Here is a 9,622-nt window from a genome sequence, read left to right as displayed (position 1 = left end):
ATCATGAAAGGGTGAATCATGTGCGGAATTGCCGGCATCTACAGCTTTAACAGCGTCGTCTCCCAGAAAGAGATCGACCGCTTCACCGATACCGTGGCCCATCGGGGCCCGGACGGGCGCGGGACGTACCTGGACCATAACCTGGCCCTGGGACACCGCCGCCTCGCCATCCTCGATCTCTCCGACGCCGGGCGCTGCCCAATGGAGTACGTCGCCCCCGACGGCGGCCGCTACGTCATCACCTACAACGGCGAGGTCTACAACTTCCTGGAGCTGAAAAGGGAGCTGGAGGCACTGGGCCACCGCTTCCGCTCGCTGACCGATACCGAGGTGGTGGTGGCGGCCTACGCCCAGTGGGGGGAGCGGGCGCTGCTGAAATTCAACGGGATGTGGGCCTTCGCCATCTGGAACTGCCGCGAGCGGACCCTCTTCCTTTGCCGGGACCGCTTCGGCATCAAGCCGCTCTACTACGCCGGCTTCAACAATGCGCTCGCCTTCGCCTCGGAGCTCAAGTCCTTCCTGGCGCTGGAGGGTTTCCGTCCCTCCCTCGACCGGGAGCTGGCTCCCAAGGTGCTGGGTAACTCCTACGCCTACGAGGGGAGCACCGACCAGACCATCATGGCCGGCGTCAAGCGCCTCCCCGCTGGCTGCTCGCTCACCGTGGCCGGCAACGGCCAGGCCACAATCGCCCGCTGGTGGGAGACTCGGGACCACCTCCCCGAGGTCCCGTCCAGTTACGAGGACCAGGTCGAGCGTTTCCGCGAGATTCTCCTCGACGCCGTGGCGATCCGCATGCGCAGCGACGTCGCCGTCGGAAGCTGCCTCTCCGGCGGCGTCGACTCCACCGCCATCGCCTCCACCATGGCCCACCTGCACGGGCGCAACCGGGAGAGCCTGGAGCGCTGCCCGGCGGACTGGCAGCGGGCCTTCGTGGCCACCTTCCCCGGCACCGCCATCGACGAGCGGGAATACGCGGAGGAGGCGGTCCGCCACACCGGCGCCAAGCCCCTTTACTCGGTCTTCGACCAGGAGGAGGCGGCGAAACATGTGCTGGAGAGCGTCTGGCACATGGAGGAGGTCTACGGCGGGGTCGCCGTCCCGGTCCTCTCCCTCTACCGCGAGATGCGCAAGGCCGGCGTCTACGTCTCCCTCGACGGGCACGGCGGCGACGAGCTCCTCTGCGGCTACACCTGGTACCTGGACTGGCCCATGGGGAAGGTCAACGACAACCTCTACCAGGACTTCCACCACACCCTGCTCCCGGCGATCCTGCGCAACTATGATCGCTGCTCGATGGCGCACGGGATCGAGGTGCGCATGCCGCTCATGGACTGGCGGCTGGTCACCTTCGCCTTCGCCCTCGACGCCGAGGCCAAGATCGGTGGCGGCTTCACCAAGAGGATCCTGCGCGACGCCCTGAAGGGGATCATGCCGGAGCGGATCCGCACCCGCACCTCCAAGATCGGCTTCAACTCCCCGATGATCGAGTGGTTCAACGGCGGGATGGTGCCGCTCATCGAGAAGGTGGTGCAGCACCCCCTCTGGACCGACTCGCCTTTCTGGGACGGCCCCAGGTTGAAAGGGGAGATCCTCTCCCGCTGCCGGTCCAAAGCCTGGACCATGCAACACTGGGGCGAAAGCCTCCATTTCTGGACCCTGATGAACATGGCCATCTGGCAGATGCTCTTCGTAGAGCGCATCCCGCTGGATCACTTTTAGAGGACGACCTATGAAATTCATGCAGGTACACACCTTTTACGAGCCGTATCTCGAGGAGTTCTACCGCAACCGCACCGGTCTGGAGCAGCAGAGCTTCCAGAGGCAGATCGACCTGATCCTCGAGGACGGCTTCGCCTCGCCGCACCTCTTCACCCCCTACCTGCCGGCGCACGGCTTCGAGAGCAAGCTGGTGATCGCCAACAATCCCTTCGCCCAGCAAAGGTGGCTGCAGGAAGAGGGGAAGGAGCTGACCGGGGCCAACCACTGGATCTACGAGGTGGTGCGCGAGCAGATCTGCGCCTTCCGGCCCGATGTCCTCTATCTCACCGACCCCATCACCTTCGACGCCCGCTTCCTCGACTGGCTCCCCTTCAAGCCGCGGGTGGTGATGGGCTGGCGGGCCGCCGAGATCCCCCACGGGACCGACTGGAAAGGCTTCAACCTGATCATATCCAACCACCATGAGACGCTGGGCAAGGCGCAGTCACTCGGGGCCAAGGAGAGTTCCTTCTTCATCCCGGGCTTCCCGACCCGCATCGCGCGCGAGCTGGCCAACGAGCCGAAACGCTACGACGTGATGTTCTCGGGGCAGCTCTCCGGGCAGCACTCGCGGCGCTTCCAGATCCTGGCCGAGCTCGCCAAGCTCCCGCTGCAGAAGGAGAATCCTCTTTCCCTGGCCTATTTCATCGGCAAGATCGCCGGCCAGGACCTCCCCGCCGGGATCGTCATGAACGACAGGGGCGCGGTCTGGGGCATGGACATGTTCCGCGCCACGGCCCGGGGGAAGGTCGTCCTCAACGCCCATATCGACCTCGCGAACGGCCAGTCCGGCAACATGAGGCTTTTCGAGACCACCGGGGTGGGATCGTTCCTGCTGACCGACCACAAGGACGACCTGCACGACTATTTCGAGCCCGGCCGCGAGGTGGAGAGCTACCGCAGCCAGGGCGAGCTGAACGACAAGATCCTCTACTACCTGGATCACGACAAGGAGCGCGAGGAGATCGCACGACGGGGGCAGGAACGCTGCCTGAGGGAGTACTCGATGGAGAGAAGAGCAGAGGAACTCGATGCCCTGCTGCGCAAGCAGCTGGGGCTGGGAGCGCCGCGCCGGGAGCGCGCGGAGGACGTCGCAGGGCTGAAAGCGCGGGCGGAGAAACTGATGGCGGAGAAGCGGGTGGCCGAGGCCTTCGAGGTCCTGATCCAGGCCAAGGCCCTGAAAAAGCCGCTCCAGGGGCTCGACTTCCTGCGGGCCCACTGCTTCATCTCCATGGACCAGCCGATGGCAGCCAAGCAGGCGCTCCTCGAAGAGCTGAGATTCTTCCCGGAAAACAAGGAGGCCGCCGTCCTGCTTCAGCAGTTCGAATCGGTCCAGGGGGCACCGGCCCAGTACTTCGAATTCGACCCTGAATTCCAGCAGCTCCTCAACATGATCAGGCCCTACAGCATGCTCGGCGAGTTGAGGCTCTATTCGCTGTTTCAGCTGACCAAGCACGTCTGCGAAAACGACATACCCGGCAACTTCGTCGAGTGCGGCGTCGCGGCCGGCGGCTCCTCCGCGCTCATGGCTTACGTGATCAAGAAGTACAGCAAGCGTCCCCGCACCCTTTATTCCTTCGACTCCTTCTCAGGGATGCCGGAACCGGGTGAAAACGACGTCGAAGTCGGACGCGGGATGGGCGCGGAAGAGACGGGGTGGGGTACCGGGACCTGTGCCGCCCCGGTAGACAGCCTCCTCGAGATAGCCGGCAAGCTCGGAGTCCTTCCGGTGGTGAAGCCGGTGAAGGGGTACTACGAGGAAACGCTGCCGAGGATCCATTCGCTGGTGGGAGAGGTCGCCTTCATCCATATCGACTCCGACTGGTACGAATCGACCCGGACCATCCTTCAGAACTTCTACGACCAGATCCATCCCCAGGCCATGATCCAGTTCGACGACTACGGCTACTGGAAAGGTTGCGGCAAGGCCCTGCACGAATTCGAGCAGGAGCGCGGCATCACCTTCTCCATCAACAGCATCGACGGCAACGGCGTCTGGTTCAAGAAGGCCGCCTAGCCGCTCCTGCTTCACCTCAATCCCGGAAGTTGGCGGTGCTGCGAAACCGCCAACTTCCGGGATTTCTCCCGTCCCTCGGATGGCCTCCCATAGTTTGTCGCCACCCCCGCCTTCGTTCCGCCACTTTTGCCGTTATCCCCGCAAGCTCAGTCCCCCCGCAAGGCTCCAAAACTTTGACGTCATCCTTTGCCCGCCGCCGCTCTTTCTGTCATAAATTTGTCTAATCTGTCTCTGTGCCCTCGGATCCTCCTGGCAGTGACCCAGCAAACGATCGGGTCTGTGTCTTTGAATCCTACCCTGTACACCTGCCAAATCCCGTCCTTTTACGGCTCCAAAGGGGGCTCGACCTGCTGCGGCTCTCCTCGCAGACCCTCCATCGTGGTCCGCTCCCCCCACCGTTCCATGGCGGGCACATAACTTGCTGCTAATGTGAGATTGGTAATCGTATTGCCTCTATTCGCTTGCACCTCCACCACGGCGTAAGGTGCCATGAACCGCCTTGCAGAGTGCAGACGTAAAGACCCTCTCCCTCAGACCTCAACCCTTTGCTGCCCAGGCAGTTGCGATGAACATGCAAGACGCCTTCAGGAGCCTTTAAGTGAACCGAGAGAACTTGAATATGTCTGAGGAGACCGGTGAGCTTTTTTCAGCTGATGGAGAGACAGAGGTAGTGCGGCGCTTTATCCGCAAGGGAGCGGTGGTTTTCGATATAGGGGCCAACGTAGGCGACTGGAGCGCCCTTGTCTTCCGACACCAAAGCGATGTGCAGGTTCACTCCTTCGAGCCGGTGCCGGCTACCGACCGGGTGCTGCGCGAAAAGCTGGCGCCGGAGTTACGGTCAGGGGCGATGACAGCGAACTGCGTCGGCATCGGACGCGCACCAGGAGAACGCTCTTTCATCTACTATGATGACGCCTCCTCTTGGAGCACCTTCTACCGAAGAAAGCGCGCCGAAAAGGAAGCCGGCCTGAAAGAAGCCCGCACCCTCACTGTTCCGGTGACCAGCATCGACTCGTACTGTGATAGTAAGCGCATCCAGCACATCGACTTCATGAAGGTTGACACCGAGGGGGCAGAGCTCGACGTCCTTCTCGGAGCGCAGAGGATGTTGCAGAGGGGAGGCATAGACCACGTCCAGTTCGAGTACGGGGGCACGTACCTCGATGCCGGCATCACGCTACGGACTGTCTTCGAGCTAATGGAGTCCCACCGTTACGGGATCTTCAAGATCGCTCCGGGAGGTGTTGAGTACCTTCCGGTCTTCCGGGAGGAGTACGAGAATTTCGAGTACTCCAACTTCCTGGCGGTTAACGAGCGGCTGGTCCCAAGCTACCTTGGACTTCCCCCGAAGATGCTCAACCTGAGGGCGCTGCTGCTAAAGCACAGGATCAGACCCCGCGGTGTCATTCACATCGGAGCGCACGAAGGGGGGGAACTCGAAAAGTACCTCCAGATGGGGGCGGAAAGGGTGCTTTTCGTGGAGGCCAATCCGGAGACCTACCAGAGGCTGGCGGCCGCCGTTGGCGCTGCCCCCGGGGTCCTCGCCGTCCAGTGCGCGGTCGCTGACCACGACGGAACCGCCACCCTGCACGTCACCTCGATGGACCAGAGCAGCTCTATCCTGCCGCTCAAGCGCCACCGGGAGATCTATCCCGACATCGTCGAGGAAAAGACCGTCACCGTACCCTGCCGGACTCTGGACTCCCTGATGGGGGAGTTAGGGCTCGATACCACCCACTACAACATTATCAACATCGATATCCAGGGCGCTGAGCTTATCGCGCTGAAGGGAGGCGAGAAGACCCTCGCCCATATCGAGGCGATCAACAGCGAGATCAACTATGACGAGCTGTACGAGGGGTGCGCGACCGTCTGGGAGCTGGACGTCTTCCTGGAGGAGCGCGGTTTCGAGAGGGTGGCAACGACCACGCCATACCATCCCAGTTGGGGAGATGGTTTCTACGTGAAGCGAGGGGTGGTGAGCATGTCCAGTCTCGGCACGAACGGCCGGTTCGCCAACCAGATCTTCCAGTACGCCTTCCTGAGGACCTACACGCTCAAGCACATGCTGTCGTACGAGACGCCGCCATGGATAGGCCAGCAGCTCTTCGGCCATAAGGACCCTCCCATCTCCCGCCAGCGCCCCCTCTTCGAGGAGCGGTCCAGCCTTATGCTAGAGGCGGTGATGCCGAACAGCCCCGCCCCATTCAAAGGAGTCGATTTCTGGGGCTACTTCCAGTACCACACAAGCTACTACAGGGCTCACAGGGAGTTCTTCAGGACACTCTTCCAGCCCGTCCCGCCCCTGAAAAAAGTCCTCGACGAGGTCTACCGTACGCTCTCCTCGCTGGGCAGGACGGTGGTCGGTCTGCACCTGAGACGAGGGGACTACGGCTACGGCTACTTCTTCGTGGCGCCGAACCGGTGGTACCTGGATTGGCTGCAGGAGATCTGGCCGACCCTCGACGACCCGGTGCTCTTCATCGCGAGCGACGAGCCCGACGAGGTGCTGGCCGACTTCGCGCCCTACCGCCCGGTGACTATCCGCACCCTCGGCATCGCCTTGCAGGGGGCCGAGTTCTATCCCGATTTCTATCTCCTTTCCAGGTGTGACGTCACCGCCATATCGAACAGCTCCTTCTCCTTCGCCGCCTGCATGCTCAATACCGGCGGGAGCGCCTTCTTCCGTCCCAGCCTTTCGCTCCAGCGGCTCATCCCTTTCGATCCGTGGGACAGCGAGGTCCTCCTACGCGACGCAACTCTCCCGGAGAGCCCCGCGCCGGCCAGCCAGGGTGCAGGACCTTCAGGCAGCAAATTCTCCAGCAGAGGATTCCGGGCTACCGGAAGCACCAGCTAGTGCATCAGCGGCACCGCGCAACTCCTCGCCAAGACCGGAGGTCCCAGAAAACAGCAAAGACGATGCTGACCGTGGAGAAATTTCAGGAAATACGCAGGCCAGGCACCTGGAAGCTGGCGAAGGACCAGCATCCCTAACCCAACCACGGAACTATTATGAAATTCCTGCAGATTCATACCTTCTATCCCGTATACCTCGAAAGCTTCTATGCCAAAAGGCCCGGCCTCGCGCAGCAGAGCTACGACGAGCAGATGCGTGCGCTGGTGATGGACGGCTTCTCTGCGGCCCACCTTTTCGCCCCCTACCTCGGAGCCTACGGCTACGACAGCACCCTGGTGGTGGCCAACTGCCAGCCGACGCAGCTGCGCTGGCTCAACGAGCAGGTCGCCGACCTCGGGACCTCGGAAATCACCGTCTTTGACGCCGCTCGCATGCAGGTGGAAATGATCAAGCCCGACGTCCTCTACCTCTCCGACTCCATCGCCTTCGATAGCCGCTTTGTCAGGTCACTGTCCTGGAAGCCGAAGCTGATCCTGGGGTGGCGGGCGGCGGTGATCAACGACGGCACGGACTGGTCCGAGTTCGACCTCATTCTCTCGGGATTGGGCGCACTGCGCCGCTTCGCGCTGAAGCTCGGGGCAAGGCACGCCGAGTGCTTCTTCCCGGGCTACCCCGCCTGGGCAAACGATGTGATCGGGAAGGTGCCAGTCGAGCACGACGTCGTCTTCTCCGGTCAGTGGAACCCCGGCCAGCACGGCAACAGAAACGAGTACCTTCGCCAGATCGCGAGGGCCTCCAGAACCCACGGCTTTTCCGCCAGCTTTAATCTGCTGGGCAACGACCTCCCCCCCGAAGTGGCGGTCTGCAGCAGGGAGGCGGTCTTTGGCGTCGACATGCACCGAGCCCTGGCCGCAGGAAGGATCGTTTTCGATGCCCGTGCCACCCACGTGGCCAAGGACCCCGTCACCGGCAGCATGATCGATCTTTCCGGCAAGGAAACCGCCAACATGCGCATCATTGAGGCCACCGGTTGCGGACGTTTCCTCCTCACCGAAAGGTTCGAAAATCTAGGCGAATACTTCGAGGTGGGACGGGAAATCGAGACCTTCAGCGGACCGGGTGAACTCATCGAAAAGATTAACCATTACCTGAGGCATCCGGCGGAGCGGGAGGAGATAGCCCGGCGCGGCCAGGAGCGCTGCCTGCGGGAGTACTCGATGGAGATGCGCGCGGGGGAACTGGACCGGCTCATTCGGAAACACCTGGTTCTTAAGGGGCCTGCCGTGAAGGTGTCGGTGGCGGAGGCGCTCGAGGCTGTGGGGCACGAAATGGCGCTGAATCCGGGGCACGCCGAGGCGCGCCAGATGCAGGCCCAGCTCAACCAGGCGCTGATCAAGCCGCCGCGCCCGATGATCCCGACCTCGCAGCGTAGCTACAATACCTCGCTGCCGCGCGAGACCCTGCTGGAGATCCAGAACACCAGCCACAACTACAGTTACCGCGGCGTGCCCATGATCAAGAACCCCTTTGATTTCGCCATCTACCCGATCCTGCTCTGGGACAAGAAGCCGCGCACCATCATTGAGATCGGTTCCAAGGACGGCGGCAGCGCCCTGTGGCTGGGTGACATGCTTGACAACTTCGGCATCGACGGCCACATCTACTCCCTGGACATCGTCGGCGTGAAGAAGGTATCCCACCCCAGGGTGACCTTCCTGCAGGGGGACGGGCGGGACCTGGCCGAGAGCATCTCGCCCGAGTTAATGCACACCCTGCCCCGGCCGCTGCTGGTGATCGAGGACGCCGACCACTCCTATGAGACCAGCTCGCATGTGCTCTCCTTTTTCCATCGCTACCTGGACCAGGGGGAGACCATCGTGATCGAGGACGGCATCATCTCGGACCTCGCCCAGGACCCGAGCTGCTCCAGCGGGCCGCACCTGGCCCTCAAGGAGTTCCTGGGGCGCCACGCCGGCTCCTATGAGATCGAAGGGCGTTACTGCGACTACTTCGGCTACAACCTGACCTGGTGCACCAACGGGTTCCTGCAGCGTACCGCCCCCAATCCGGATCTGGTGGCGGCCCGGGTGCCGGGGAGCCTGGTGTTCCCCACTCGGCGCAACACTCCCTACCCGGAGAACCATCTGCTGGACAAGAAGCTGATCCGCGAGTTCCATGAGGACGACCCGGTCAAGAAGGGGGTGGAAAGCCAGATGTCGGTGAACGAGCGCTTCCAGTTGTACAGCCTGGTGCGCAACCACCTCTCCAGAGGGCGCAAGAAAAAGCCGCTGCGCTTCGTGGAGATCGGCTCCTACAGCGGCGCGTCACTGCTGCTGCAGCACCAGGCGTTGGCGCGGATGGGCGCGGTATTCCAGGGGATCTGCGTGGAGCCGGGGGGCACCCCGCAGTTCCACGAAATCGTAAAGCTTTTGAGCCGCGACGTGGTGCATATGCCGCTGCTGTCGCACGACGCCGCCAAGCGCTTGGGCGCGATACTCGATGATGACGCCCTCCCCGAACTCATCTTCGTGGACGGCGACCATGCTTACGCAGGGGTGCGTCAGGACATCCTGGATTACTACCCCCTGCTCGCGCCGGGAGGGATAATGGTGTTCCATGACTACTTGCCCGAGCTCGATGAGGAGAACCGCGCCGCGATCCACCAGCACCATGACGGCAGCGAGCCGGGGGTCCGCCGGGCCTGCCGGGAGCTCATGGAAGAGAGCTACCGCTGCCAGCAGATCGAGCTGCCGCTGCTCTATCCGAGCGACCCGACCCAGACCCAGCCGCATCTCCCAATCATTCCAGGCGTCTTTTCCACTGTGCGTGCGTATCGCAAGCCAGTAGTGGATTAGTTGAAAGAGCATCCGACGCCGTCACAGTGAACCGCCGTGCCGATGACCACCGGTGCGCCTGGAACCGGCGCTCTTCGACGCGACCGGTGCCGGCGCCCTGCTGATCACCGACTACCACGACAATCTCTCAGGGCT

At 62.6% G+C, this 9,622-nt stretch carries 4 protein-coding genes; all 4 read left to right on the top strand.

The features are described from left to right. The first annotated feature begins 18 nt into the window (after nt 1–18). The 4 genes from asnB to AC11W3_RS01725 all read left to right on the top strand — a co-directional run bounded on the left by asnB (nt 19) and on the right by AC11W3_RS01725 (nt 9,487). The gene (asnB, locus tag AC11W3_RS01740; RefSeq protein WP_484089944.1) at nt 19–1,719 is read left to right on the top strand and encodes an asparagine synthase (glutamine-hydrolyzing); all 1,701 of its coding nucleotides are present in this window, start codon (nt 19–21) and stop codon (nt 1,717–1,719) included. 10 nt (nt 1,720–1,729) lie between these two features. Beyond that, a complete protein-coding gene (locus tag AC11W3_RS01735; protein WP_484092387.1) occupies nt 1,730–3,775 on the top strand; it encodes a TylF/MycF/NovP-related O-methyltransferase in 2,046 nt (681 codons plus the stop codon). Nucleotides 3,776–4,394: 619 nt separating this feature from the next. Further along, nucleotides 4,395–6,632, top strand: a complete 2,238-nt coding sequence (locus tag AC11W3_RS01730; RefSeq protein ID WP_484089942.1) for an FkbM family methyltransferase — start codon at nt 4,395–4,397, stop codon at nt 6,630–6,632. Between the two features lie 155 nt (nt 6,633–6,787). Continuing rightward, a complete protein-coding gene (locus AC11W3_RS01725; RefSeq protein WP_484092386.1) occupies nt 6,788–9,487 on the top strand; it encodes a CmcI family methyltransferase in 2,700 nt (899 codons plus the stop codon). Nucleotides 9,488–9,622 lie beyond the last annotated feature (135 nt).

This window comes from Geomonas sp., from assembly GCF_056994735.1.
This window is presented reverse-complemented; position numbering and strand designations above follow the sequence as displayed.